The 23,722-nt window shown below is 57.5% G+C and carries 22 protein-coding genes; 12 read left to right on the top strand and 10 right to left on the bottom strand.

Annotated features, from left to right (window positions below; translation table 11 throughout):
- Positions 1-145: 145 nt before the first annotated feature.
- The 7 genes from ACR0J5_RS00355 to xrtT all read right to left on the bottom strand — a co-directional run bounded on the left by ACR0J5_RS00355 (position 146) and on the right by xrtT (position 8,503).
- Positions 146-805, bottom strand: coding sequence for a hypothetical protein (locus ACR0J5_RS00355; protein ID WP_480649872.1), 660 nt, complete (start codon positions 803-805; stop codon positions 146-148).
- 3 nt (positions 806-808) lie between these two features.
- Positions 809-2,209 (bottom strand): selenium-binding protein SBP56-related protein, encoded by a 1,401-nt coding sequence (locus tag ACR0J5_RS00360; RefSeq protein WP_480649873.1) that lies wholly within the window; start codon positions 2,207-2,209, stop codon positions 809-811.
- Positions 2,193-2,516 carry a hypothetical protein gene (locus tag ACR0J5_RS00365; RefSeq protein WP_480649874.1) on the bottom strand — a complete coding sequence of 108 codons (324 nt, stop codon included), beginning with the start codon at positions 2,514-2,516 and terminating at the stop codon, positions 2,193-2,195. Before ACR0J5_RS00365 ends, ACR0J5_RS00360 begins: the two co-directional genes overlap by 17 nt.
- A gap of 70 nt (positions 2,517-2,586) precedes the next feature.
- Positions 2,587-4,143 (bottom strand): ATP-binding protein, encoded by a 1,557-nt coding sequence (locus ACR0J5_RS00370; protein WP_480649875.1) that lies wholly within the window; start codon positions 4,141-4,143, stop codon positions 2,587-2,589.
- The gene (locus ACR0J5_RS00375; protein WP_480649876.1) at positions 4,137-4,820 is read right to left on the bottom strand and encodes a response regulator transcription factor; all 684 of its coding nucleotides are present in this window, start codon (positions 4,818-4,820) and stop codon (positions 4,137-4,139) included. Before ACR0J5_RS00375 ends, ACR0J5_RS00370 begins: the two co-directional genes overlap by 7 nt.
- A 153-nt stretch (positions 4,821-4,973) precedes the next feature.
- Positions 4,974-7,052 (bottom strand): VIT and vWA domain-containing protein, encoded by a 2,079-nt coding sequence (locus ACR0J5_RS00380; RefSeq protein ID WP_480649877.1) that lies wholly within the window; start codon positions 7,050-7,052, stop codon positions 4,974-4,976.
- The gene (xrtT, locus tag ACR0J5_RS00385; RefSeq protein WP_480649878.1) at positions 7,049-8,503 is read right to left on the bottom strand and encodes an exosortase T; all 1,455 of its coding nucleotides are present in this window, start codon (positions 8,501-8,503) and stop codon (positions 7,049-7,051) included. Before xrtT ends, ACR0J5_RS00380 begins: the two co-directional genes overlap by 4 nt.
- A gap of 165 nt (positions 8,504-8,668) precedes the next feature.
- Between xrtT and ACR0J5_RS00390 the strand changes: the two genes are divergently transcribed.
- Positions 8,669-9,010 (top strand): hypothetical protein, encoded by a 342-nt coding sequence (locus tag ACR0J5_RS00390; protein ID WP_480649879.1) that lies wholly within the window; start codon positions 8,669-8,671, stop codon positions 9,008-9,010.
- Between the two features lie 98 nt (positions 9,011-9,108).
- Here ACR0J5_RS00390 and ACR0J5_RS00395 read toward each other — a convergent pair whose 3' ends face one another.
- Positions 9,109-10,032: a LysR family transcriptional regulator gene (locus tag ACR0J5_RS00395; RefSeq protein WP_480649880.1), complete on the bottom strand. Its 924-nt coding sequence runs from the start codon at positions 10,030-10,032 to the stop codon at positions 9,109-9,111.
- A 294-nt stretch (positions 10,033-10,326) separates the two neighbouring features.
- Between ACR0J5_RS00395 and ACR0J5_RS00400 the strand changes: the two genes are divergently transcribed.
- Positions 10,327-11,979 carry a BCCT family transporter gene (locus tag ACR0J5_RS00400; RefSeq protein ID WP_480649881.1) on the top strand — a complete coding sequence of 551 codons (1,653 nt, stop codon included), beginning with the start codon at positions 10,327-10,329 and terminating at the stop codon, positions 11,977-11,979.
- Positions 11,980-12,132: 153 nt separating this feature from the next.
- On the opposite strand, the gene ACR0J5_RS00405 is transcribed toward ACR0J5_RS00400, so the two are convergent.
- A complete protein-coding gene (locus ACR0J5_RS00405) occupies positions 12,133-12,912 on the bottom strand; it encodes an IclR family transcriptional regulator (RefSeq protein ID WP_480649882.1) in 780 nt (259 codons plus the stop codon).
- Positions 12,913-13,155: 243 nt separating this feature from the next.
- Between ACR0J5_RS00405 and ACR0J5_RS00410 the strand changes: the two genes are divergently transcribed.
- The 6 genes from ACR0J5_RS00410 (at position 13,156) to ACR0J5_RS00435 (ending at position 18,966) form a co-directional block, all read left to right on the top strand.
- Positions 13,156-13,905 (top strand): SDR family oxidoreductase, encoded by a 750-nt coding sequence (locus ACR0J5_RS00410; RefSeq protein ID WP_480649883.1) that lies wholly within the window; start codon positions 13,156-13,158, stop codon positions 13,903-13,905.
- A gap of 15 nt (positions 13,906-13,920) precedes the next feature.
- Positions 13,921-14,766: a fumarylacetoacetate hydrolase family protein gene (locus tag ACR0J5_RS00415; protein WP_480649884.1), complete on the top strand. Its 846-nt coding sequence runs from the start codon at positions 13,921-13,923 to the stop codon at positions 14,764-14,766.
- Positions 14,763-16,052, top strand: coding sequence for an L-fuconate dehydratase (locus ACR0J5_RS00420; protein ID WP_480649885.1), 1,290 nt, complete (start codon positions 14,763-14,765; stop codon positions 16,050-16,052). The genes ACR0J5_RS00415 and ACR0J5_RS00420 overlap by 4 nt, the downstream gene beginning before the upstream one ends.
- Positions 16,053-16,115: 63 nt before the next feature.
- Positions 16,116-17,090: a sialic acid TRAP transporter substrate-binding protein SiaP gene (locus ACR0J5_RS00425; protein ID WP_480649886.1), complete on the top strand. Its 975-nt coding sequence runs from the start codon at positions 16,116-16,118 to the stop codon at positions 17,088-17,090.
- Positions 17,091-17,149: 59 nt separating this feature from the next.
- Positions 17,150-17,692 carry a TRAP transporter small permease gene (locus ACR0J5_RS00430; protein ID WP_480649887.1) on the top strand — a complete coding sequence of 181 codons (543 nt, stop codon included), beginning with the start codon at positions 17,150-17,152 and terminating at the stop codon, positions 17,690-17,692.
- A complete protein-coding gene (locus ACR0J5_RS00435) occupies positions 17,683-18,966 on the top strand; it encodes a TRAP transporter large permease (protein WP_480649888.1) in 1,284 nt (427 codons plus the stop codon). Before ACR0J5_RS00430 ends, ACR0J5_RS00435 begins: the two co-directional genes overlap by 10 nt.
- A 2-nt stretch (positions 18,967-18,968) precedes the next feature.
- On the opposite strand, the gene ACR0J5_RS00440 is transcribed toward ACR0J5_RS00435, so the two are convergent.
- On the bottom strand, positions 18,969-20,027 hold the full coding sequence (locus ACR0J5_RS00440) for a LacI family DNA-binding transcriptional regulator (protein ID WP_480649889.1): 1,059 nt from the start codon (positions 20,025-20,027) through the stop codon (positions 18,969-18,971).
- A 181-nt stretch (positions 20,028-20,208) separates the two neighbouring features.
- Between ACR0J5_RS00440 and ACR0J5_RS00445 the strand changes: the two genes are divergently transcribed.
- From ACR0J5_RS00445 to ACR0J5_RS00460, 4 genes are all read left to right on the top strand, one after another.
- Positions 20,209-21,525 carry an ABC transporter substrate-binding protein gene (locus ACR0J5_RS00445; protein ID WP_480649890.1) on the top strand — a complete coding sequence of 439 codons (1,317 nt, stop codon included), beginning with the start codon at positions 20,209-20,211 and terminating at the stop codon, positions 21,523-21,525.
- Positions 21,526-21,651: 126 nt separating this feature from the next.
- On the top strand, positions 21,652-22,599 hold the full coding sequence (locus ACR0J5_RS00450) for a carbohydrate ABC transporter permease (protein ID WP_480649891.1): 948 nt from the start codon (positions 21,652-21,654) through the stop codon (positions 22,597-22,599).
- A complete protein-coding gene (locus ACR0J5_RS00455) occupies positions 22,596-23,534 on the top strand; it encodes a carbohydrate ABC transporter permease (protein WP_480649892.1) in 939 nt (312 codons plus the stop codon). The genes ACR0J5_RS00450 and ACR0J5_RS00455 overlap by 4 nt, the downstream gene beginning before the upstream one ends.
- Positions 23,531-23,719 (top strand): hypothetical protein, encoded by a 189-nt coding sequence (locus ACR0J5_RS00460; protein ID WP_480649893.1) that lies wholly within the window; start codon positions 23,531-23,533, stop codon positions 23,717-23,719. The genes ACR0J5_RS00455 and ACR0J5_RS00460 overlap by 4 nt, the downstream gene beginning before the upstream one ends.
- The last annotated feature ends 3 nt before the right edge of the window (positions 23,720-23,722 follow it).

The raw sequence follows: 23,722 nt of genomic DNA on the forward strand, positions 1-23,722 counted from the left end.
TCATCCGACTTGTGCGGTCACGCTGCAGTGCGGGCAAACTCAAGCGTTTCCTGAGGTCCGCTGTGCGAACACAGCAACCCTACAACCAAACGCGGCTGAGAAGTCGCGTTACGGATTATTCGACCCTGCAACTCAGCTTGGCAGCTTAATGAGTGAGCAACAACGAGATCGACCCCACAAGGATCAAGCTCAGCGCCCAAACTATGTCCAAGTTGAACCACCCTTTTGAGAGAAACCGCAAGCCCAGCCAATGATACACGCCGAACGCAAGCAGGCCGCCTGAGGCTGTCATGGCCAAGGTGTGGGCCAATGCGACACCAACAGCGATTTTGGCGTTTCCAGTCATCAGATTGGCCGCCGCCGCGTGGCCTGCGTCAGTGGCTATCGTGCGACAGATGCCCAGGTAGATTGGGACCAACATCAGCCCTGCACCATGTGCCATCGCGGCCAAAAACGACCAGAGCGCAAGCCGCGACGGAGGCACCCGCGCAAGAATCCTTGGATGGCGACGGTTGAACAACAGGTAGACGCCCAGGCCGATCACGAGAAAGGCCGCGAAAATCTGAATCTCACGCTGCCATTCGGCCAGAAAGAGCAGCGCAGTGAAGGGGAAAAGAATGGCGCCCATCGCAACCAGATGCCCGGCTGCCAAAGCGATCAATGCCCTGAACAGACTGTTGCGGCTTTTGTCCATCAGCGCCGCAGACACCGCCAGAGGCCAACCCATGCCCGGATTGACCCCGTGGTATATGCCTGAGGCGACAACAGCCCACCAAAGGGCTGTTGCCGTATCTAATCCGTCCACGCGTCAGACGGAAGGATAGCAGAAGCTATCGGTTGAGCAGTCTCCGCCTTCCAGGCGGATCTGGTGGCTGCGGTAGCCTTTGGGAAACTCGACAAAGAAATCCTTGTCCAGTTCCAGACCACCGTTTTCTCCGACATTGGCCATGACCATCTGTCCGCCCTCATCGTCTGGGTAGAACTGATCATCCCACGTAGAATACAGCGAGTTGGTCCAATAGACCCGCTTACCGTCGCGGCTGATCTCGACCATCTGGGGGCCGTAAACAAAATCCTTGCCGTTAGGATGTTTCGCACCGCGCGCAATCCCGCCAAGTTCGACCTTGCCTGTCAGCTTGGGATTCATCGGGTCGGACACATCATACTGATGCATTTCGCCCTGACCCCAGCACGCGACGTAGAGATACTTGTCGTCCAGGCTCAGGTCGATATCGGTGACCAATGGAGGGACAGCTTCAAAGCCCTGCAACAGCGGCGGAAGGTTTTCAGCCTTTTCTGGCCGGGGATCAATCGTGATCGTCTTTTTTGCCTCGAAAGTCCCGTCATCCTTCTGCCACCATGTGAAAATCGCGCCTTGCAGATTTGTGGTGTCCACGACGACACCGCAAAAGCCATAGTCTTTTGCCGGATCATGGGCAGGCCTGATTTCCAAGGCCATCTGGTGATTTTCACCCAAGTCTATGGTTTGAACGTTGCGGCGTTCGCGCAGGTTCCAGAAATGGATCTTGTGCCCGTATTTGTTGGACAACAGATCCTCGGCCACAATCCCGTTTTCAAACTGTGGCGGCAGCCCCCATTCAGAACTTACCATGTAGTCGCGTGGAAGGTTCCACCAAAAGTCATAGTGCTTGTCCTGTTCACCGCGGTCCATTTCGTAACGGCCAAGAATATCAAAGGTCTCGCAATCCATGATGAAGATGCCCGGAGGGCCATCCGTGCCGTCTTTGCCGCCTCCGCCAAGCGTTGAAACATAAATCCCTTCGGGACCGCAGTGGATTGTGTGTGGGCGGGAATAACCCGTTTTGGCGAACACCTCTTCGGGTTCGATGATCTTGTGAATCTTCGCCTTCAGAGGTTCCTTCACGTCGATCACGTAAATGCGCGAGGACCGAATACCCGGTACGATCAGATACCTGCGTTCCAGAAAGGCATGCCCTGTCAGGGGCGAAAGTGCAGAAGAGCACGCGTTCCAGCCAAAGTGATGAAACTCATCACCTTTGTTGGGCATAATGAGTTGATGGACGATTTGGCTGTAGGTCTTCGATTTCGGATCAACATCTACGACGGCCAGACCATCCGGCTGTGAGCCGTCCGGGCTGAGCATCAATGTGAAGGCGAGCGTTTCCGCTGGCGCTTCCATAGCAAGCTTCGGTGTCGCATGAAAAGTCGGGTCAGGTCTCAGGTTCATAGCTGGCTCCTCCCAGGCCACAGGCGCCAAATCTGAATTTGTCTGGCATAGCCCCCGGCAGAGCATGCCACATATTCAAGATTCGTAAAAACGCCTCAAGCTCAGCGTCTTGAGTTTGTTCTTTTGAAGCGGCTCTACCAATGGCCGTATAGAACGCTTTTTCAGTCCTCAGAGCCGACGCAATATAGGCCCGGCCCAAGGCCACCCGCTGCAGCCACGCAGCTTCCCAAAACCGGAAATTTACAAGCAGCGGCTTCCTTCGTTTGGTGGGACAGGTCGCATGGTTAAAACCAACCGGCTCTGCCACGATTATCGGTTCCAACCTGATTAGCGATGTGCACCTGATCGCAGAGGCTGTGTTGGTGCCTCAAAAAGACTCAGAACCTTATCCGAAAACTCGCGCCTTGCTTTGGCGTCATGACTTCGATCACAGCGTCCGCCCGATTCAGTACAGCCGCGACAATGGACAGGCCCAAACCAGTACCACCCTGATCCCGTCTGGTTGTGAAGAAGGGGTCAGTAATACGCGCACTGTTTCGCGCGGATATCCCCTTACCGTTGTCGGCGACAATCAGGCTGTTCGAAGCCGCGTCAAAGCGTATGTCGACGCGCGTTGCGCCGTTCTGGAACGCGTTTTGCAAGAGATGGTGCAAAACAATCTGCCCCTGGGCTTTGGACAAAGGCAGCTGGGTTTCCGGTGGGGCATGCAACTCGACTTCGCATTCCGAAAACTCGGCAGATGCAGCTTGTACAATATCCGTAAGTGGCGTCGGTGTCGGATCGGACTGAATACTGGCCCGCGCCAGTTCGCGCAGACGCACCAGCAAAGCGTTCATGCGCAAACCTTCTTCCTGAATGTTTTGAACCAGTTTCTGATTGCGCTCTCCGGATACTGCAGAAGGCCCGTCCGACAGCAGCTCAGCTGCACCGAGAATTGCGGTGACCGGAGATTTCAGCTCATGCGTGACATGGCTCGTGTAGGTCTCGATTGCGGCAGACCGCTCCGACAAGGTCGCAGCCATCGAAACGACGTTGTGGCCCAGATCCGCCAGTTCCTGCACGCCATAGTGTTCCACCGGGTCCGGTGTCGGTTTCAGCCCGCTGGCGACATCCCGGCTTTGGCTGCTGAGATCACCAATTGGTTTCGAGATCAGGCGCCACAACATCCAACCTACCGCAATGGCAGATAACAGCATGAATGCCGCAACAGAGGTCAGCGTGAACCTTTCTTGAAACAGGAACTTCCTCAGGTCCATAGGCGTACGCGAAAGATAAACGGCCCCGATGACCCTGTCGCCCAGGATCACGGGATGGGCGACAAACACACGGTAAGACGTATCCCGGCTGATCGAATTCAGCACATGCTGCCCAGAGGAATCATCCCGATACCGCAGCACCGAAACAGTGTGGCCCAACAGGGCTTGAGACACCTCTGGGACGTGCGAAAAAGACCCGCTGACTGATCCGCTGCTGGCAACGACCTGACCTGCGTAATCCATGAAGACATAACCCGAAAGAGTGGTCTTTTTTGCCGATGTTGCCAGCCGCGACAGCGATCGCGAAACTGCTTTGTACGGCGCGATGAGAGGGTCCTCAGGTGAAACCGGTTCGGGCCGGGGTGGGGCGACGGCACCGCGCAGCAGGTCCAAGCTGGGTGGGATAGGGTGAAAATCCTGTTCCAGGCGCTTGATCTGTTCGGGTGACAAGCGATGGCCAACGTCTGGCGCGGGCTGCAGTTCCGAGAAAGCCGCAGCATACACCTCGGCAAAGATGACTGCCTGAGACAGCAGGCTGCGCTCAGTCTCACGCGCGAACTGGTTGCTGGACAAACGAGCCCCAAGGACGCCGATGATCGGAAGCGTCACCAAAGCAATGCAGACCATTGCAATGACCAGCGCCAGTGATGGCCGCCATTTTTGCTTGATGCTCAGCACTGACAGACGCCCAGTTTCACGCCAACTCCGTGGACGGTCTGGATCATGTCGGGATAACCCAGAGCGCGCGCTTTTTGACGGATATTGCGGATATGGCTATCGACCGTTCGCCCGGACAGGTAGGTGTTGTGACCATAGACCAGTTCGATCAGTTGCGTGCGTGAATAGACCCGGTTTGGCGTTTTGGCCAAGATCGTCAGGACCGAGAACTCTATTCCGGTCAGCTGCATCTCGGCATCCCCAAGGAGGCAGAGATGTGCGTTGTGGTCCAGCCGCAAGTCCTGAAAGATTGTCACGTCATCCGGAGATTTTGTGTCAGATGCGCGGGCAAGGATGGCCTTGATCCGCAGCACCAGTTCACGCGGGCTAAAGGGTTTGGTCACATAGTCATCGCCACCAAGCTGAAACCCAAGGATGCGGTCGATCTCATCATCCCGGGCCGTCAGAAACAGGATCGGCACGGTTGAGCTTTTGCGCAATTCCTTGCAGGCCTCTAACCCGTCCATGTCAGGCATGCCGATATCCAGAACAACCAGATCAGCAGGGGTTTTGCGAAACTGCTCCAACGCTGCTTGACCGGTGGCTGCCTCGGTGGTTTGAAAACCGGAATCTTCCAGCGCAAAGCGAACGACATCGCGGATACGGGCATCATCATCTACGATCAGGATGGTGTTCACAGTATGGGTCCGCCATAGAAGTTTTACCGAGGTCACGTTCAGAGATCATACTGCCCTTGGCTGGGTCAAGTGGGGCGTGCACCAGCGGTCTGTGCCATTTGAAATCATCGCTCAGCCACCAGGCATCCGTGCGTAATTTGTAAGGGACGTTCCTCATGCCGCGGTCCTCCGCCCTCGGGTCAAACGCAGTGCGCCCAGGGCTGCAAGGACGATCAGCCCTAAAATCGTCTGAGGTTCAGGTGTGGACGATCCGCTGAACGCGGTCTTGGGGTAGGCATTGGCGTCGACGCCCGCTACCTGAGGCAAGGCCACCCTAGTGGTGCCTGCCGGCGCGTCGCCTTCATTCACAACTTGTTTTGACACCGCAACAAAAGAGGTGAACCGCGTCTGAAGATTGAACTTCAACCCAAGATCGGTGATCTGCGCCTCAAGCGTCTTGGGATTGCCCGCCTGCACGGCCATCGCCCGGTCCAGATCGGCTATTTTGGTCCGCGCCCATGTCAGCGGGATCGCAGCACCCTGATGCGTGTCACCTTCGGGATCAGACACGGTGGGCAGAACTGTTGAGAGTGCCATCTGCGCCTTTCTGCCCTGCACAAGGCCATTGATCTTGATGTCGGCAGGCCCACCGCCTTCGTAGCGCGCCAGAACCCGCACCGAACCGCCGTCGAACAGATCGGGTATCTGTTTGGGGACCACTTCGCTGACAGTCAGCCCGCCCCAATCAATGGAAATATCTGTCAACACAGGCGATTTCAGATCGCGGGCCAGAGTGTCCGCGACATCTGAGGCGCGCTGTGTCGGATCGACATAGCGGGCATAGCCACGGCCTTCCTCGGCCATCGCGTCCAGAAGGTAGCGATTGACAGCCGTGCCCACGCCAAAGGCATAGATGCGTGCGTCTCCGATTTGGTGCCGGATCGTGCGTATGACATCCGCTTCACGCCCGATGTAGCCATCGCTGAGGAATACGACGATGCGCAAAGTGTTCTCGGGTTGCCGCGTTGCAAAAGCGTGACGGATGGCATTGTCTATTTCGGTGCCACCCCCTGCGCGCAGGCCCTGCACATAGCGCAAGCCAGAGCGGATATTGCCGCGCGTGGCGGGAACGGCCTGAGATGCGAAGTCGGAGGCGTTCGAAGAAAACCGGATCACGCGAAAGTAATCCTCGGGGCGCAGACCCTTTAATGCGGCTTCCATAAAGCGCTTGCTGGCATCCAGAGGCGCACCGCCCATCGATCCCGAGGTATCCAGAACAAAGACCAGTTCCCGTGCAGTGATTTGATCTGGCTGTGGGACCTTCGGCGGTTCGATCAGCAGTGATACAAAGCCGCCTTGTTCATCGTGATGGGCCAGAACACCGGCTGTCGTTTCATCGCCACCAAGTTCATAGCGCAGAACAAGATCGCGGTTATCGATCACCCGCCCGTCCTGAAATGTTGCGCGCAATACTCCTTCGGATCGCTCGACCTCAAGATCGTGGGTCGCGCTTATGAGGTTGGATACCGGAACCGCGCCGCGCAGGTTCAGGTCCAGCGACACGCGTGCCGGTTCAATTGCATCCGGGTTCGACAGACGCGGAACCTGCGGGTATTGCGGCAGCTCGGCAACCGTCCAGCCATCGATCTGAGTTGCGGTGGCCAGGGCCTCGTTTTCGAAATCCGTCAACACAATGTCGTCGGAGATCGGGTCGAAATCCTTGGCCCCCTGATAGCGCGGTCCAACGATCAGGGGCAGCACCAGCTCATACGCGTCGTCGATCTTGGGAACGGCCTGCACATAGCTGAGCGTCACCGTAATCGGCTGCCCCGGCATCAGATTGGCAACTTTCTGCGTAAACATATTGGGACGGTGCTGGGTCAAAAGCGCTGCGGCCTTGCCGTCTTGCTTTGCGGTTTCAAAGGTCTGTTCTGCCCGCTGTTTTTGTTGAATCTGAGCCTCGACAATTTCGTCCCCGACCTGCATCTGCATCGCGTAGACGGCAGCATTTTGGTTAAGCGGGAACAGGTATTCCGCCGAGATCGGAACGTCCGAGGGGTTTGCGAATACCTGTCGCACCTGCACGGTTGCCATGTCGCCCTGAACATCCACGGACAGGTCCGATTTCAGCATTGGCAGGTCCAGTTGACCGGCTGCCCCGCTGCCGACCAGCCGACCGGCGATTTCGTCGTCAGGCTGAGCGGACGCAACTCCCGGCAGTAGCAGAAAAACAAAAGCAATGTGGCGTATCATATGTCCGTTCCTTTGATGGTTTGAATGTCCAGGGCTGCAATCGTGGCAGCGTCGAGTTGCGCGCGTAGCGTTGTGTCCAGCGCCCATGGGGTGATCCTTTGCACGCTGCTCCAGGTGCCGCCGGAGCCGTTCAGCCAGCGCCAGATCGCCTCACCAACGCTGGGAGTGACATGTCCGTTTTGTGAGACGTAGCTGACCGCAACCAGCCACTGGTTGCCGTCCGGGCCGGTGGCCTTGTAATAGGCGCTGGGAACCCCGTCGTAGCGCGTGCCCAGAAACCGAACCTTGTAGCCAAGGCCCCGCAGGCAGATTTCCGGAGCATGCAAATGCCGCAGCGGTGCGCGGGTGCTGACAACGTTCAATCCCAGTGGACCAAACTGAGCTTTCTGCGCCTGCCCGCCATAGGCTTCGAAGAAGTAAGCCTCCATCGCGGTCAGAGGCTCGTATCGCGCGAGATGCCCGTGGATTTGTGCGGGCAGGTTCGGTGTTACCACATTGCCCGAAACATCCACGGGGTTGGCTTTGAGAGAAACGATTGCCGCGCTGCTGATCAGACACGCAACCCCGGCCAGCGCTTTGATGGGCTTTGGCAGTGCCATCTGTATGGTCCGAGATCGGCCTTTTTGCGACCCCGCATTGCGGGGGCGGTAGAACAGTGCGAAAGGTGCTATTGTCAGGCCAAGTGTCCCCAGCCCGATAAGGCTGTGCCATGGCTCGGCCATGACATCCAGATCATGCGCAAGCCCAACGGCCAGAACCGAAATGCGCAGGCTATTGCCCAAAGTGGCACAAGTGATCACGGCCAGCAGGCTGAGGCCACCAACTTGCCAGCGCGGTCTCAACACGGCGTTTTGGGTGACCACAAAAGCCAGCGACAGCAAAAGCCCCGACGCGCCAGAACACGGCAAGTCCACCAGAATATCCCGTTGTTCTAAGGTGATGCGCACCCCGTCGCAGACAATATCTGAATACAGGGCGCTAAGTATGCGGCAGGACACGTCTGCTGAAACCATTTGCAACGGGAATCCAAGGGTGCGTTGCAAGACCATTTCGGTTGGGAGGGAAAACAAGAACAGCGCCGCCATCCAGAAGGGCGACAGTGCGAAGGGACGCCGATTGAGATGCAACACTCCAACCAGCGCAAACACATCCAAGGCAAGGGCGAGTGCGCTGAGGATGTTGACCGCCAAGACCTGCCCAAAAAACCGGATCAAGGCTGCCAGTAACAAAAGGGCAATGGCCGGTATCTGAGAGCTTGTGCCGTTCGGTCGTCCGCTCAGCAGGCTCGCCCCCGCAAGGCCAACGATCAGCAGGACATAAACATAGCCGTACGACCCGTAGGCGGGGCTAAGCCAACTTCGAACAAGCCATTGCGCAGGTTGCGCAGCAAGAATGACCGAAGCAATCGCAAAGGCACACCAAGCCAAGGTATCTGTGGTTAAATGTTTCATGCCGCCAGATGTGACCGGCGAATACGCATTTCCCCTGCCCAAGATGTGCAGTTTTTGATGAGACGCTCTGCGGCTCAGGGTGCAATGGTTTTCACCGCGCAGCGGGGGTCAACGTCCGAAAACCAAGTGGGGCCATGAGCGTTTTTTGGGCGGAGGGATGTCCAGATGGCCAACTCTGGACGTGTTCTTGCTGCTTCGCTCCCTAGGTTGCGGTGCTGTCAAGAACGAGCCATACCGGACGTCGTGTCGCCACCAGCTGCGCTGCAAAACATCACGACGCTGACACCGCCGTTGGTCGAAAACATGAACCTGCGTGTTTTGGAGCTTTTGGTCTCGGGCCTGTCGCGAATGTTGATGGTTTTTGCCAGAGAGCAAGGGCTTCAGAACCTGCCAAAATCAATTGCCGAGCTCAGCGGAAGAATTCTGTTTGAGAAAACCACCAAACACATAAGACGTGTTGGTGAGAAAAACGTGCAGTGGACCACGGATCATCATCTGGTTTCTTAACAAGAGCCATGGCGAAAACACCTACGGTCCGCTTCCGTGTCGCGGTTGGCATGCGGGCTTAGGGGTTAACTTAGACGGTCGCTCTGGCGATCTGGTTCTCACGCCCGGATTTCACCAAGAATCCAGTCACGCAACTCACGCAGCTTGGGCGAGGCGTCTGGTCGGACGGTGGTAATGAAATACCCGCGTTTCGTTTTGTAAGTCTGTTCCAGCAATGGGGTTAACTCGGCATCGCGAACCAGATCGTCAATCAGGCCGTACCACGCTAATGCAATGCCCTGCCCATCCTGAGCGGCACGGATCACCATCTCGTAATTGTTGAACACTGTGCCTTTCCCAATGTCTGTGGCGTCTACATTCTGGGCGTTTAACCATTCTTCCCAAGTGCACCAGTCACTATCGCGCGAAGGTGGAACAAGATGCAGCAATTGTGAGGCAGTCTTCAGGTCGGCGGGGGATCTGATATGCGCATTTGCGTTTTTGAACGCAGGGCTGCAAACAATTCCAACTGTCTCTTCGAACAGCAACTGCATGCCGGGCTCGATCTGGTCCAGATTAGCCATATGGACAACCAAATCGGTTTCGTGCACCGCCGTCTGACGCGGTTGATCCGAAGTGAGAATACTGATCTCGACATCGCCAAGGCTTTGGCGGATCGCCGGAAGGCGCGGCAAGAGCCAAAAATACGCAAACGCGAAATCTGATGAAATCAGCACCCTCTCTTGCTTTCCGTTTTTCGAAAGCGTGTTGAACTTGTTTGCCAGCTCGGCCATCGGATTCTTGACCCGCCGGTACAGCGCGTCGCCATCGCGGGTCAAGGTGACGCCCTTCGCGGTACGTTCGAACAGGGTTGTGCCCAACGCGGTTTCCAGATTGCGGATACGCTGGCTGAGACTGGGCTGGGAAACTTTCATGTCACGCGCTGCCGCTGAGAGCTGGCCCCGTTGGCACACGACCATGAAAGCGCACAGGTCGGCTGCACTACGGGCCAAAAGGCTATAGGAATTTCCTTTATCGTCCATCAGATATTTGCACTTTTGTCATAAATTTTTCTGTTTCATCCTTCGTCTCTATAGTCAAAGCCTAGAGCCAACCTGGCCGTGGGCGATCTGAGCGCGTCTGCCACTCATGTGTCAAGGAGCGAGTGCGGAAGGCTGAAAATGCGTCATGTGCCAGACTCGCACGGCGCCCGCGCTCAAAGATGTGAACGGCGAAAGGATGAAAGAGTCTGTAGGGTTGTCAAACCTTTCGGGCAAAACGGCAAGCAGCGTGAAAGGATAATCGCGCGCTTCAATTGACGACATGGGAGGACCTAAATGTCAATCAAACCACCCTTAACCGACCTGCCGATCAAGACGGCAGATAGCGGTTTTTATTCGGGGTTCAGCGTCGATGTGACGGTAACGTCGAAGATCATTGTGGGCCTTCTGGTCATCTGGGCCGTTGCCTTCCCCGAGCAGGCAGGTGCCGTGCTCAGTGGGTTCAACAGCTTTATCCTGTCGAACTTTGGCACGTGGTACATCTATGTGATGGCCTTGTTCGTAATCGTCTGCATCGTTCTGGCCATCTGGCCAAGCGCGGGCCGACTAAAGTTGGGGCAGGATACGGATGAGCCCGAGTTTTCAAATTTCTCGTGGTTCTCGATGATGTTCGGCGCGGGTATCGGTGTCGGCATGCTGACATGGGCCGTGGCCGAGCCGGTCTATCACTTTCAGAACAACCCCGAGGTGATCCAGGGAATTGTCGAAGGCGGGACCGAGGAAAACTTTCTGAACGCCTATAAGTACTCTTACCTGCATTGGGGCTTCTCGGCCTGGGCGTCTTACGCCATCGCCGGTCTGGCGCTGGCCTTTTTTGCCTATCGCCGGGGCCTTCCGCTGACCATCCGGTCGGCGCTGACGCCGCTTTTCGGGTCCAAACTGTCTGGCCCTCTGGGCAGCCTGATCGACATCGTGGCCGTGATTGCGACCATTCTGGGCGTGGCGCAGACGCTGGGCTTTGGGGTCGAGCAATTCGTGGCAGGCATGAGCCGCATTGGCATCGGCAGTTGGCTGTTGAACAGTGAAGGTAACGCCTCGTCGCTGGGAATCATCGTCGCCATCGTGGTGATCATGGGTGCGTCGACCCTGTCGGCGCTGTCCGGCGTCGGTAAGGGCATCAAATGGCTGTCGAACCTGAACATGGGTCTGTCAATCTTCCTGCTGGCCTTCCTGATGATCTTCGGATCCACATGGTTCGGTCTTCAGGCACTGATCCTGGGTACCTGGGAATATCTGATCGCCTTGCCGGGCATGATGTTCCGCGTCTATTCCGGTGACGGAGCGGGCGGTGTGGCAGACAATCTGGAAGGCTGGCAGGGGGCTTGGTCGGTCTTCTACTGGGCTTGGTGGGTTGCGTTTGCTCCCTTCGTCGGCTTGTTCCTGGCGCGTATTTCGCGCGGACGCTCCATTCGCGAGTTCGTTCTGGGCGCGCTGATCGTTCCGGCGATCATGTGCTTTGTCTGGTTCTCGTTCGCTGGTGGCACCGCGATCGAGATGGAGCTGAACGGCGGCGCCAATGGCGAGATTTTCGGCGCCACGGATGGTGACAAGATCTTTGCGATGACCGGCCTGATCCTGGGCGAGGTTCTGGGCTGGGCGATGGCTGTCATCATCGTTGTGCTGCTGATGACCTATCTGGTGACCTCGGCGGACTCGGCGGTGCTGATCGTCAACACTATCAACGCGGCGGGCGATGAAGGACCCAAAGCGCGTCCGCACATCATCTTCTGGGGTGTGGCACTTGGGGCGGTTGTTGCCGCACTGTTGCTGGTGGGTGGTCTGACGGCCATTCAGACGGCGATGGTGATCGGGGCGCTTCCGTTCTCGTTGGTCATGGTGCTGATGTCAGTGTCTCTGATCAAGGCGATCTATAATGATGGCAAGCGCGAAGCAGCGAATATTCCGACCACGGCCAACGCGGCGGAATAGGGCCTGATACAGACTGAAAGCAAGCCCGGCATTGTCCGGGCTTGTTGCATTTTGGGTGCTGTCGCCAAACAGTTTGGAACGCTTGTTCACCCGGCGGATACCGTCTGGCTTGGCCGCGCGCATAATGGTTAGGTATTCGTTCGAAAAAACAGCTTATGCCGACCGACCGGCGTAGAAATCGGTCAGTTCGTCAGCCAGCGCCTTGTACATCTCATGAACTTCTTCGATGTCGGGGACCTCAAGCTGGTCAATGCGCTCCACAAAGGGGCAGTTGATGACGCAAATTGACATGCCTTCCTGATTGAAGACGGGGTAGGCTAGGTTCGTAACGCCGATGGCCGTCGCCGAAGGCATCCGTTCGTAGCCCACTTCGCGGATACGGGCCAGGTGCTCAAAGAATTCGGGCCGATCAATCTCGGGCTCGCCCTGCGCAAGCCGGTGGCTGTCGAGAAGGGCTTCGATTTCATCGTCGCTTCGGAACGCGGCCAAAACGCGGCCGGTGCCGGTGTTGCCCAAGCCGACCACGGTGCCAACACGCAGCGAAAAAACCCAGTTTCCGGGGGCGGCGACCGAAGTGACAATGACGATGTCACCATTGCTTTCCATGCCCAAATGACAGGACTGCCACGCGCGCCGGGTCACGGCCCTCATGCGCGGCGTCGCGACTTCGAGCAAACGTTCTACCGGCGGGTGCCGCTGAGATACGGCGTACATTTTCAGGCTCAGCGAATACAGGTCGTTGTCTTTGGAACGAATGACATATCCGCGCCGTACCAGAGTGGACAGCATGCGGTAAATCTCGCTTTGTGAACGGTCAAGTGCCCGCGCGATATCGCCCTGCGAAACGCCTTCCCCGTGGGATGATAAAAGCTCGATGATATCAAGCCCTTTTTCAAGGGCTGGCGCGCGATATTTGTCCGCTGTCTCAGCCACGGTTTTCTCCCTCAGCGGCGCTTGAATTGACTTCTTAAACCATCTTCCGGATAGCCGCACAAAGTCAATGTTGATTTACAAATGAATTTGTGATTTGCATATGAATTGAAAAATGGGAGCTACCGAATGGGGCAGGGGCAAGGAGGACCGGGCCGCCGCTTTTCGAAACGTGTTAAAAATAACGTCGCGCGCCAGGTTAAGCCTGAGAGTTGCGCGGCAGAAAATACGAAGACCGAGGATGACATGACGCATGCACAGGGCCGTTTGGCCGGTAAGAAAGCTTTGGTAACGGCGGCGGGTCAGGGCATTGGCCGCGCCAGCGTCGAGAAATACGTCACTGAGGGCGCGCAGGTTATTGCCTGCGACATCAACGACGCGATGCTGGCTGAGCTGGCGCAGATCGACGGTGTGACCGCGCTCAAGCTGGATGTGACCGATGCAGACGCGGTGGCCAGCGCGATGGCGCAGGTCGGTCCGTTCGATGTGTTGTTCAACTGCGCGGGGTTTGTGGGCGCGGGCTCGATCCTGGACTGTGATGAGGCGCAGTGGGATTTCAGCTTTGACTTGAACGTTAAGGCGATGTTCCGTCTGGCCAAGCTGGTGCTGCCGGGCATGTTGGAGAATGGCGGCGGGTCGATCGTCAACATGTCGTCGGTGGCCTCGTCGATCAAAGGGGTGCCCAACCGTTTCTCGTATTGCGCCTCGAAGGCGTCGGTGATTGGGTTGACCAAGTCCATCGCAGCCGATTTTGTGACGCGTGGCATCCGCTGCAACGCGATCTGTCCGGGAACCGTGGACAGCCCCAGCCTGCATGACCGCCTGCGTGCGATGGGTGATTACGATCAGGCCCTAAAGGACTTTATCGCGCGCCAGCCCATGGGGCGTATCGGCGATGCCAACGAAATCGCGGCGCTGGCGGTTTATCTGGCCAGCGACGAATCTGCATTCACGACCGGACAGACTTTTGCCATCGATGGCGGCTGGACCGTTTGAACAAGGAGACTTTTGATGAAACTGCTGCGTTACGGTACGACAGGACAGGAAAAACCCGGCCTTCTGGATGATAGTGGCGCGATCCGCGATCTTTCCGGTGTTGTGGGCGATATTGCAGGTGATGTGCTGAGCGATGACAGCCTTGCGCGCCTGCGCGATCTGGATGTGGCCACCCTGCCGGTGGTCGAGGGCAACCCCCGCATCGGAGCCTGTGTCGGGCAGGTGGGCAAGTTCATCTGCATCGGTCTGAACTATGCCGATCACGCCGCTGAATCCGGCATGGCCCTGCCCGAGGAGCCGGTGATCTTTTTCAAGGCCACCTCGGCGATTATGGGCCCCGATGACACGGTGGAAATCCCCCGCAACTCGGTCAAGACCGATTGGGAGGTCGAGCTGGGCGTGGTCATCGGAAAAGAGGCCAAATACGTCTCGGAAGAGGACGCGCTGGACCATGTGGCGGGCTATTGCGTGGTCAATGACCTGTCCGAGCGTGACTTTCAGCTGCACCGCTCTGGCCAGTGGGTCAAGGGCAAGTCGGCGGATACGTTCGGCCCCATCGGCCCGTGGCTGGTAACGCGGGATGAAGTGGCGGACCCGCAGAACCTGCCGATGTACTTGGAGGTGAACGGGCATCGCTATCAGGACGGCTCGACCAAGACGATGCATTTTGGCGTGGCGACCGTCATTTCGCACCTGTCGCAGTTCATGTCGCTGCAGCCGGGCGACGTGATCTCGACCGGCACGCCTCCGGGGGTTGGCATGGGGCAGAAGCCGCAGACCTACCTGAAACCGGGTGACCGGATGGAGCTGGGCATCGAAGGGTTGGGCGTGCAGCGTCAGGCGGTTGAGGCCAGTAAATGACACGTATCACGGGCATTCGGACCGAAGACCTGCGCTTTCCGACCTCGGAGAGTTTGGACGGATCGGATGCAATGAACCCCGATCCCGATTACTCGGCAGCTTATGTGGTGCTGGAAACCGATGGCGATCACGAAGGCCACGGGCTGACCTTTACCATCGGGCGCGGCAATGAAATCTGCGTTGCCGCGATCCATGCGCTGGGGGCTTTGGTCAAGGGGCTGGAATTGGACTGGATCGCCGAGGATATGGGCCGGTTCTGGCGCCATATCACCGGCGACAGCCAGCTGCGCTGGATCGGGCCGGACAAGGGTGCGATCCATCTGGCCACCGGCGCTGTGGTCAATGCAGCGTGGGATTTGTGGGCCAAGGAGGCCGGCAAGCCCGTCTGGCAACTGGTCAGCGAAATGAGCGCCGAAGAGATCGTGCGCCTGATCGATTTCCGCTATCTCACCGATGCGATCACCCCGGATGAGGCGCTGTCCATGCTGCGCGCCGCCGCGCCGGGCAAAGCCGTCCGCATCGCCACGCTGAGGGCCGAAGGCTATCCCTGCTACACGACTTCGGCCGGGTGGCTGGGCTATCCCGATGACAAGCTGCGCCGCCTGTGCCAGGAGGCCAAGGATGCCGGTTTTACCCACACCAAGTTCAAGGTTGGCCGCGATCTGGACGACGACATCCGCCGCCTGACAATCGCGCGCGAGGTGTTGGGTGAAGACATGAACATCATGATCGACGCCAATCAAGTGTGGGAGGTCGATCAGGCCATCGATTGGGTCAAGGCCCTGTCCTTTGCGCGGCCCTTCTTTATCGAGGAACCCACCAGTCCCGATGACGTGTTCGGCCACAAGGCGATCCGCGAAGGTGTTGCGCCGGTCAAGGTCGCAACCGGCGAGATGTGCCAGAACCGGATCATGTTCAAACAGTTCATCAAGGAAGGCGCGATTGACATCGTTCAGATCGACAGTTGCCGGATGGGCGGGTTGAATGAGGTGCTGGCCGTGATGCTGATGGCCGCGAAATACGACCTGCCGGTCTGGCCCCATGCCGGGGGCGTGGGCCTGTGCGAATATGTGCAGCACATGTCGATGATCGATTACGTCGCGATCTCGGGCGAGAAAGACAGCAAACGTATCGAGTATGTCGATCACCTGCACGAGCACTTCGTCGACCCCTGCGTGGTGAGGAACGGGGCTTACATGGCTCCGACGCAGCCGGGCTTTTCGATCGAAATCAAACCCGAAACACTCAGAGATTTCCGCTTTTCACAACCATTGGCAGCGGAATAACCCCGACCGCCCGATCGGACGCAAGAAACCGACGGGCGTTTTCATAGAAACATGGAGGAAAATATGTTCAACTTTGGCAAAACGGCCTTTGGGGCCGCCTGTATTGTTGCGCTCAGCGCAACGGCTGGATTGGCACAAGAGACACTGCGCTTTGGCCATGTTTACGAGGCGTCGACCCCGTATCACGCCGCAGCTGTCCGCGCGGCAGAACTGCTCGAAGAAAAGACAGATGGCCGTTACAAAATGGAAGTGTTCCCGGCCTCGCAACTGGGCAAAGAAGCGGCGCTGAACGAGGCGCTGTCGCTGGGCACGGTCGATGCGATCTATACCGGCGTGGCGTTTCTGGGTCAGTCCTATGGTCCGATCAGTATCTCGGATTACCCATTCACCATGCGCTCTTACGATCACTGGAAGGCCTATGTGAATTCGGACCTGTTTGGCGAGATGGCGGATGAATACAAGAACATCTCGGGCAACACGATTGCGACGATGACCTATTACGGCGCCCGCCATGTCACCTCGAACAAGCCGATCCTTGCGCCGGGCGACATGGAAGGTCTGAAAATCCGCACGCCGAATGCGCCAGCCTATCAGATGTTCCCCGAAGCCACGGGTGCAAACCCCACGCCGATGGCCTTTGCCGAAGTGTATCTGGCCCTGCAGCAAGGCGTTGTGGATGCTCAGGAAAATCCGCTGCCCACCATCCAGTTCAAGAAGTTCTACGAGGTGCAGTCAAACATCAACCTGACCGGTCATATCACCAACTCGCTGGCCGTTGTGGTTTCGCCCGTGACGCTGGGCAAGATGGGGGATGACGGTCAGGCGCTGATTGACGCGCTGGCCGAGGCCGCGTCGGCCACGTCGGATGAAATCGTGCAATCCGAGGCCGAACTGGCCGACTGGTTCCGCGAGCAGGGCGTGACCGTCAACGAAGTGGATCGTGCGCCCTTTATGGCCGCAGTTGCACCGCTGCTGAGCAGCGACTCGGTTCCGTGGGATGCCGAGACTTTTGAGCGTCTGCAGGCGATTCAGGAATAAGCCAATCTGTTGGGCCCGGTTCTGCACCGGGTCCGACCACTATTCAGAAGGTGTGCCTGATGACTCAGACCGAGACCCCGCCCGAGATTGATTTCGACGCGCTGGCCGCAGAAGACGATGCGCATTTCCGAGACTATCGTATCACCGTGCCGGATTATGGCTTGCTGGCGCTGTTTGCGGTGTTGTTCGGTGTGGTGTTCCTGCAGTTCTTTACGCGCTACGTTCTGAATGATTCCATCGCCTGGACGGAAGAAGCCGCGCGGTATCTGCTGATCCTGCTGGGCTTTGCCGGGGCAATCCGGTGTCAGGCCGTGGGTAGCCATATCGTTCTGGAGTTTGTTGACAAATACTACGGCCGGGGCCTCGGTTGGGTGCATCTTTTTGCCTTAATGGCCACTATTGTCCTGTTTGCTGTAATCATCTGGTCGGCGTTTGAACTGATCCAGCGCACCTCGTTCCAGCAAATGGTCTCGCTGCCGTTTCCGAAATACTACCTGCACATCGCCGTTCTGGCACTGGCGATCGGCAATCTGGGCGTTGTTGCCTACCAAATCGTCTCGCGGCTGAAACAAATCGCAAAGGGGGGCGATACATGGGCCTGATCATTCTTTTTGTCACGCTGTTCGGCCTGATGCTGCTGCGCGTGCCGATTGCGTTTTCGCTGGCGATGTCTTCCTTTGCCTACATCCTCTATTCCGGTCTGCCACCTGTGTTGTTGATGCACAATATGGTCAATGGCATGGACAGTTTCCCGCTGCTGGCGATCCCGTTCTTCATTCTGGCCGGGGCACTCATGAACTCAGCTGGGATCACCGCACGAATCTTTGGGTTTGCCCGTGCCATTGTCGGCTGGATGCATGGCGGGCTTGGGCATGTGAACGTGGGCGCCAGCATCATCTTTGCCGGCATGTCCGGCGCTGCGGTTGCCGATGCGGGCGGTCTTGGCGCGATTGAGATCAAGGCCATGCGCGAAGCGGGCTATGACGATGACTTCAGCGTCGGTGTGACGGCTGCCTCGTCCACCATCGGGCCGATCATTCCGCCCTCGCTGCCTTTGGTGATCTTTGGCGTCATGGCGTCCGTGTCGATTGGCAAGCTTTTCGTCGCCGGGATCGTTCCGGGCCTGCTGATGGCCGCTGCGCTGTCGGCAATGATCTGGTGGATGTCCCGCACGCGGAATTACCCGCGCGACGTGAGCTTTAGCCCTGCGGTCATCGCAACGCGGTTCAAGGCGGCCTTTCTGCCGCTGATGACTCCGGTCATTATCGTGGGTGGCATCGTCTCGGGTGCTTTCACTCCGACCGAGGCGGCCATTGGGGCTGCCGCCTATGCGCTGATCCTTGGGACAGTGGTCTATCGCACCCTGACCGTTCGGAAACTGGCGGTGATTTCTCTGGAAACCATCGAGACAACAGCGGCGATCATGATGATTGTGGGCGCGGCGTCGGTCTTTGCTTGGATTTTGACGGCCAATCAGGTCGCCGCACATTTTGCGGAATTCGTGCTGTCCTTCACCGACAGCAAGGCTGTTGTATTGCTGCTGATCATGGCGGTTGTTCTGATCGTCGGCCTGTTCATGGAGACCATCGCCGCGATCTCGATCCTTGTGCCGGTCTTGATGCCCGTGGCCGCGCAGTTTGGCATTGATCCAGTGCATCTGGGTATCATCGTCATCCTGAACCTGATGCTGGGGCTGTTGACCCCGCCGGTCGGAATGGTGCTGTTCGTGCTGTCCCGAGTGTCCAAGGTGCCGTTCGAGCAATGCGTGCGCGCCACCCTGCCGTTCCTTGTGCCGCTGCTGGGTGTTCTTCTTCTGCTGACCTTCGTGCCCTCGCTGGTCCTGTGGTTGCCGGAACAGCTGTACGGCGCGCCTTAGGATCAGGGGGCGTTCGCTGTGCCCGAGTGCTGAGCCGGGAGGAGATTTTCCTGGATCAGGATTTCTATACGGATCTGCTCTTGCGATCTCATGATCTCTCGCTTGTCACAGCGCGCCCGTAGCAACCGAACCGAACTGCGTACCAGGTGGCCCGGGTTTTGAACGATCAGGGCATCCACTTCACCTGCCAGCAGAGCTTGGCGCGTGCGCCGCGTCAGCTCGTGAGCGACGACCGTAAGCTCTTTTGGGTCGGTTTTTTCGCGCAGAGCGTCGAGAGGCGTCCGGGCCTCGGAGCTCATGATGTAAGCTGCGACAATGTCCGAATTGTTGTTCAGAGTATTCGCAATAATCTCATGCGCGCGGGTTTCGTCCCCATGCGTTTCCAGCGAGGGCAGGGCGATCAGATTTGGATAATCGCGTGTCAGTACCTGATCAAAGCCCCGACGACGTTCGAGGCTGTCGCGGGCGTTCATCGTTTCCGACACAACCACTATTTTCCCTTCACGCCCGCAAATGAAGCGGCCCAAAAGACGGGCAGCGGTTGCACCGGCTGCGTGATTGTCGATTCCCACAAAATCGGTCCCTGACAATTTGCGCTGGCCGGAAATCAAGTGAACCACCTGCACGCCTTTTTCCTGCAGTCTTATCGTTGCGTCGCGCACTTGCGGAGATTCCGGCGCCATCAACGCAATCCCGTCCACGTCTTCCGGTCTGACCTTCAACAAGGTCTGCGCGATCAGATGTGGATCTGCCTGAGAGATTTCCCGATGCGCAATTTCCAAGCCTTCAGCCGACAGACCCATGTTGGTTTCTGAAATACGGTCACGCAATTCGGATATGAACAAATCTCCGCGGCGAGGTAGCAGGAACTGAAACCGGTAGTGTTTGCTTTTGGCCAGGTTGGCGGCTGAAAGGTTGCGGACGAACCCGATTTCCTCGATCGCCTTATTGACGGCCTCCACCGTCTTTTTTCGCACGCCCGGGCGTTCGTTCAGAACGCGGTCGACCGTTGCAAGGCTGACGCCTGCAGCTTTTGCCAGGTCTTTGGTTGTCGGGCGCATGATGTGATCTTTGCTTAGAATTCCAAGGGAGTATTTGCTGAAACACAAGGGACATGCAAGTGAATTGAGGTACGTGCCTCAGAAATGTCTTGATCTGAGGTACGTACCTCAAATATCAATACTCCCACAAATGAGTCGCCGCCTGAAACATCGGCGCAGGTCAGTTGGGAGGAACTACCAGATGAAAGCGAACTTGAAACACACCGTGGCTGCAGTGGCATTGATGGGCGCGGCAGGGACCGCACAGGCCGAAGATCTGACACTGTGCTGGGCGTCATGGGACCCGGCAAATGCTCTGATCGAGTTGAGCAAGGATTTCGAAGAGAAATCCGGCCACAGTATGAACTTTGAATTTGTGCCCTGGCCCAACTTTGCGGACCGGATGCTGAATGAGCTGAACTCGGGCGGCAAGCTGTGCGACCTGATGATCGGCGACAGTCAGTGGATCGGTGGCGGTGCCGAAAACGGGCACTATGTCAAACTGAACGATTTCTTCGACGCCGAAGGCATCACGATGGATGACTTCATTCCGGCAACTGTCACGGGGTACGCGGAATGGCCTAAAAACACCCCTAACTATTGGGCTCTGCCGGCGTTCGGGGACGTGGTTGGGTGGACCTATCGCAAAGACTGGTTCGAACGGCCCGAGCTACAGGCCGAATTCAAGGAAAAATACGGTCGCGATCTGGATGTTCCCAACTCTTTGGAGGAACTGAAAGACATCGCGCAATTCTTCCAGGGGCGCGATATTGACGGGACAACCGTTTATGGCGCCGCAATCTATACTGAGCGCGGATCCGAAGGCATCACGATGGGTGTCACGAATGCGCTCTACAATTACGGTTTTGAATATGGAAATCCCGATAGCCCTTATGAGTTGGACGGTTTTGTAAACTCCGAGGACGCTGTGGCGGGGCTTGAGTTTTACAAGGATCTCTACGATACAGCCACGCCTCCGGGCTCATCGAACTGGTACATGGGTGAGAATATCGACGCCTATAAATCCGGTCAGGTCGCCCTGCAGATGAACTTTGCCTTCATCTGGCCGGGGGTTGAGGCTGACCCGAACGTGGGCGGCGGCAAATCCGGCTACTTCCCGAATCCCGCAGGCCCGAATGGGCAGTTTGCGCAGCTGGGTGGGCAAGGGATTTCAGTCGTGTCCTATTCGGACAAGCAGGACGCAGCCCTTGAATACATTAAGTGGTTCGCGCAGCCCGAAATCCAGGCCCGCTGGTGGGAACTGGGTGGCTATTCGGCCCTTAAGGCCGTGGTTGAAGATCCCGATTTCGCGACCAGCCAGCCCTATGCGCAGACCTTCCTCGACTCGATGGCGATCGTAAAGGATTTTTGGGCTGAACCGGCCTATGCCGAATTGCTTCTGGCGATGCAGCAGCGGGTGCATGACTATGTCATCGCGGGCAATGGCACCGCGCAAGAGGCGCTGGATGGTCTGGTAGACGACTGGACGGAGACCTTCGAGGACGAAGGCAAAATCTAAGCCTGTCTTCCTGTCGGGTCTCTGCTCGGGCCCGGCTCTCCCTCTCCCGGTTGGTGTCGCATCAACCGGGAGCAATCCGTCAACTTCGGTGGCCATCTGCCTGCCCGCCGATGAAGGACCAAAACCATGATACACACTCCGATGGATAAGATCGCCGACGCGACGCCCGAGCCGATGGCCCGGAAAGTGCGGGGGCTGTCAGATCGGGCCATCGCCTGGATTTTCGTTGCGCCGTCCATCTTCCTGCTGCTGGCCGTCAACATCTTTCCGCTGATCTGGACCATCCGGCTGAGCTTTACCAACTACAAGGTAAACCGGCCCAACCGTGAAATCGACTTTGTCGGCCTGCGCAACTACGAGCGTATCCTGACCGATAGCGATACGTGGATGACGATGCAGGCAACCGCGCATTTCCTGATCTGGACAATCGTCTTGCAGGTTCTGATCGGCTTTGCGCTGGCCTATCTGCTGAACATGAAATTCAAGGGCAACGACATGTGGACCACGATCATCGTGTTCCCGATGATGCTCAGCCCCGCCGTCGTAGGGAATTTCTGGACCTTCCTGTATCAGCCGCAGATCGGCCTGTTCAACTATGTGGTGACGTTCTTCACCGGTGGTGATCCATCCAGCTTTTCGATGATCGGGGATGTGAACCTTGCCCCCTGGGCGATTGTGATCGCCGACACATGGATGTGGACGCCCTTCGTAATGCTGATCTGTCTGGCGGGTCTGCGGTCTATCCCGGACTCGATCTATGAGGCGGCGGAATGCGACCGCGCCAGCAAATGGCGACAGTTCTGGACGATCACGATCCCGATGGCGCTGCCGTTTCTGATGCTGGCCGTGCTGTTCCGTGGCATCGAGAATTTCAAGATGTTCGACCTTGTGGTGCAGCTGACCGGCGGTGGTCCGGGCAACACGACCACCCTGACCTCGATCGACCTCAAACGTGAAGCGTTCGAGAAATGGCGCACCGGCTATTCCTCGGCCTATGCGGTCATCCTGTTCGTCACCGTCTTTGGACTGGCTTCGATCTACGTCAAAGCCCTGAACAAGGTAAAAGAAAGATGAGCTTTTCAGTCACAGAGCCGTCCAACCGGACGAAGTGGGTCGCAGGTACCGCCGTGATACTATACGCGGTCATCACGATCCTGCCGCTGATGTGGATCATCGCCACCGGGTTCAAATCCCCTGCGGACTCAATCGCCTATCCGCCCAAAGTCGTGTTCGAGCCGACGCTGGAAGGCTACGTCAACCTGTTCACCCAGCGCACGCGCCTGAACCAGGAAGATCTGGCCGCGCTGCCGCCACCAGAGACATGGTACGATGAAATGGTGCGCGAGCAGGGGCAGGTGATCACCGGCGCATCGCGCTATGGCGAGCGGTTTCTGAATTCGGTCATCATCGGGTTTGGTTCGACCTTCCTGTGCATGGTGCTGGGCACTGCTGCGGCCTATGCGTTCAGCCGGTTCCGGGTGCCGCTCAAGGATGATCTGCTGTTTTTCATCCTGTCGACCCGGATGATGCCGCCGATTGCGGTGGCGATCCCGATCTTTCTGATGTTCCGGCAGTTGGGGCTGAACGACACGCATCTGGGCATGATCCTGCTGTACACGGCGGTCAACCTGTCCCTTTCGGTCTGGTTGCTAAAAGGGTTCATCGACGAGATCCCTGTGGAGTATGAAGAGGCCGCATTGATCGATGGATACACCCGCTTTCAGGCTTTCTACAAAGTGGTGCTGCCTCAGGCCGCAACCGGTATCGCCTCAACCGCGATCTTCTGCCTGATCTTTGCGTGGAACGAATACGCTTTTGCTGTCCTGCTAACCTCGGGCACTGCGCAAACCGCGCCGCCCTTTATCCCGACCATCATCGGTGTTGGTGGCAAGGACTGGCCCGCCGTGGCCGCCGGGGCGACGATCTTTCTGGTGCCGGTCATGGTCTTCACCATCCTTTTGCGCAAGCATCTGTTGCGTGGGATCACATTCGGAGCGGTACGCAAATGAGTAGCTTTATCAACGGCCTGCTGCGGCTGCGCCGTGGTCCTTGGGAAATGGTGGCCTCGATCCTTATCGCGTTGGGTGTGATCATGCTGATGCAGCCTTTCGTGCTGGCCCTGTTCTCCTATTCCTTCATTGTCACGCTGATTGGCACGGTGATGTTCATCATCGTCAGCCACTTCCCGGAGTAAACA

The organism is Ruegeria sp. BE1 (assembly GCF_056538885.1).

Excerpts from the sequence above, each read along its gene's own strand:
- ACR0J5_RS00360 (WP_480649873.1), bottom strand. The coding sequence starts at position 2,209 with ATGAACCTGAGACCTGACCCGACTTTTCATGCGACACCGAAGCTTGCT.
- ACR0J5_RS00380 (WP_480649877.1), bottom strand. The coding sequence starts at position 7,052 with ATGATACGCCACATTGCTTTTGTTTTTCTGCTACTGCCGGGAGTTGCG.
- xrtT (WP_480649878.1), bottom strand. The coding sequence starts at position 8,503 with ATGAAACATTTAACCACAGATACCTTGGCTTGGTGTGCCTTTGCGATT.
- ACR0J5_RS00390 (WP_480649879.1), top strand. The coding sequence starts at position 8,669 with ATGGCCAACTCTGGACGTGTTCTTGCTGCTTCGCTCCCTAGGTTGCGG.
- ACR0J5_RS00395 (WP_480649880.1), bottom strand. The coding sequence starts at position 10,032 with ATGGACGATAAAGGAAATTCCTATAGCCTTTTGGCCCGTAGTGCAGCC.
- ACR0J5_RS00400 (WP_480649881.1), top strand. The coding sequence starts at position 10,327 with ATGTCAATCAAACCACCCTTAACCGACCTGCCGATCAAGACGGCAGAT.
- ACR0J5_RS00410 (WP_480649883.1), top strand. The coding sequence starts at position 13,156 with ATGACGCATGCACAGGGCCGTTTGGCCGGTAAGAAAGCTTTGGTAACG.
- ACR0J5_RS00415 (WP_480649884.1), top strand. The coding sequence starts at position 13,921 with ATGAAACTGCTGCGTTACGGTACGACAGGACAGGAAAAACCCGGCCTT.
- ACR0J5_RS00420 (WP_480649885.1), top strand. The coding sequence starts at position 14,763 with ATGACACGTATCACGGGCATTCGGACCGAAGACCTGCGCTTTCCGACC.
- ACR0J5_RS00425 (WP_480649886.1), top strand. The coding sequence starts at position 16,116 with ATGTTCAACTTTGGCAAAACGGCCTTTGGGGCCGCCTGTATTGTTGCG.
- ACR0J5_RS00430 (WP_480649887.1), top strand. The coding sequence starts at position 17,150 with ATGACTCAGACCGAGACCCCGCCCGAGATTGATTTCGACGCGCTGGCC.
- ACR0J5_RS00435 (WP_480649888.1), top strand. The coding sequence starts at position 17,683 with ATGGGCCTGATCATTCTTTTTGTCACGCTGTTCGGCCTGATGCTGCTG.
- ACR0J5_RS00440 (WP_480649889.1), bottom strand. The coding sequence starts at position 20,027 with ATGCGCCCGACAACCAAAGACCTGGCAAAAGCTGCAGGCGTCAGCCTT.
- ACR0J5_RS00445 (WP_480649890.1), top strand. The coding sequence starts at position 20,209 with ATGAAAGCGAACTTGAAACACACCGTGGCTGCAGTGGCATTGATGGGC.
- ACR0J5_RS00450 (WP_480649891.1), top strand. The coding sequence starts at position 21,652 with ATGATACACACTCCGATGGATAAGATCGCCGACGCGACGCCCGAGCCG.
- ACR0J5_RS00455 (WP_480649892.1), top strand. The coding sequence starts at position 22,596 with ATGAGCTTTTCAGTCACAGAGCCGTCCAACCGGACGAAGTGGGTCGCA.
- ACR0J5_RS00460 (WP_480649893.1), top strand. The coding sequence starts at position 23,531 with ATGAGTAGCTTTATCAACGGCCTGCTGCGGCTGCGCCGTGGTCCTTGG.